The following is a 1,128-nucleotide window of genomic DNA, read 5'->3' as shown; positions in this document are numbered from 1 at the left end:
AAAAAAGTCCAGGCGATCTGGGGAGAACAAGAGGACGATTGATCAACGTCTCGGATCGCCTGTTATGTATATCGTTGATCCGCGAGGCGGCGCAGTCGGGTTGCCGCCTGGAGCAGGCTTGCGAAGAGCTGGGTTTGAGTGCGCGCACGTTCCAGCGCTGGGTTCGTGATGGCGAGGCGGTGCGCGCCGACGGCCGAGCCACGGCTAGACGGCCGGAGCCGGGCAACAAGCTGAGCGAAGCCGAACGGCAACAGATTCTCGAGGTTGCCAATAGTGCCGAGTTTGCCAGCCTGCCGCCCAGCCAGATCGTGCCGAGCCTGGCGGACCGTGGCATCTACCTCGCGTCGGAATCGAGCTTTTACCGCGTGCTGCGCAGCGCTTCGCAGCAACACCACCGGGGGCGTGCACGCCAGTCTTCGCCACGTGCGCTCACCAGTCATTGTGCGACGGCACCGAATCAGGTCTGGTCGTGGGATATCACGTGGATGCCCGCGGCGATCAAGGGCAAGTTTTACTACTGGTACATGGTGCTGGATGTGTTCAGCCGCAAGATCGTGGGCCACGAAGTGCAGGAAGTGGAATCTGCAGAACTTGCCGCGTTGCTTATGCGGCGCACGAGTCTGGCGGAGGGACTGGCGGGACGTCCGCTGGTGCTGCACTCGGACAACGGTAGCGCGATGAAGGGCGCGACGATGCTCGCCACGCTGGAAAACCTGGGCGTGGTGGCTTCGTTCAGCAGACCACGCGTGAGTAACGACAACCCGTACGCCGAGGCGCTGTTCCGCACGTGCAAGTACCGGCCCGACTACCCGCGTAAGGCGTTCGCCAGTCTTGGCGAGGCTCGTGCCTGGACGCAGCAGTTCGTTCGTTGGTACAACCACGAGCACAAACACAGCGGCTTGAAATTCGTCACGCCGGCGCAGCGTCATAGCGGCGTCGCTACCGAAGTGTTGGCGCGGCGGGAGGTCGTCTACGCGCAGGCCCTGGCACGCAACCCTCAACGGTGGTCTCGCTCGACCCGCAATTGGGAATTGAAGGACGAAGTCTGGCTCAATCCGGAGCGCACGCCCCGGGCCGAATTAAAGCAGTGCGCGTGAAGTGGCGCGACAACTACGTTGACAAACACCG

1 protein-coding gene is annotated in these 1,128 nt (G+C 62.7%); it reads left to right on the top strand.

From position 1 onward, the window contains the following. A partial coding sequence (locus DID96_RS37760; RefSeq protein ID WP_124604400.1) for an IS3 family transposase occupies positions 1-1,097 on the top strand: 1,097 nt, incomplete at its 5' end. Between the last annotated feature and the right edge of the window lie 31 nt (positions 1,098-1,128).

The sequence above is a fragment of the Burkholderia sp. Bp8963 genome (assembly GCF_003854275.1).
In the GTDB taxonomy this organism is placed as follows: Bacteria; Pseudomonadota; Gammaproteobacteria; order Burkholderiales; family Burkholderiaceae; genus Burkholderia.
This window is presented reverse-complemented; position numbering and strand designations above follow the sequence as displayed.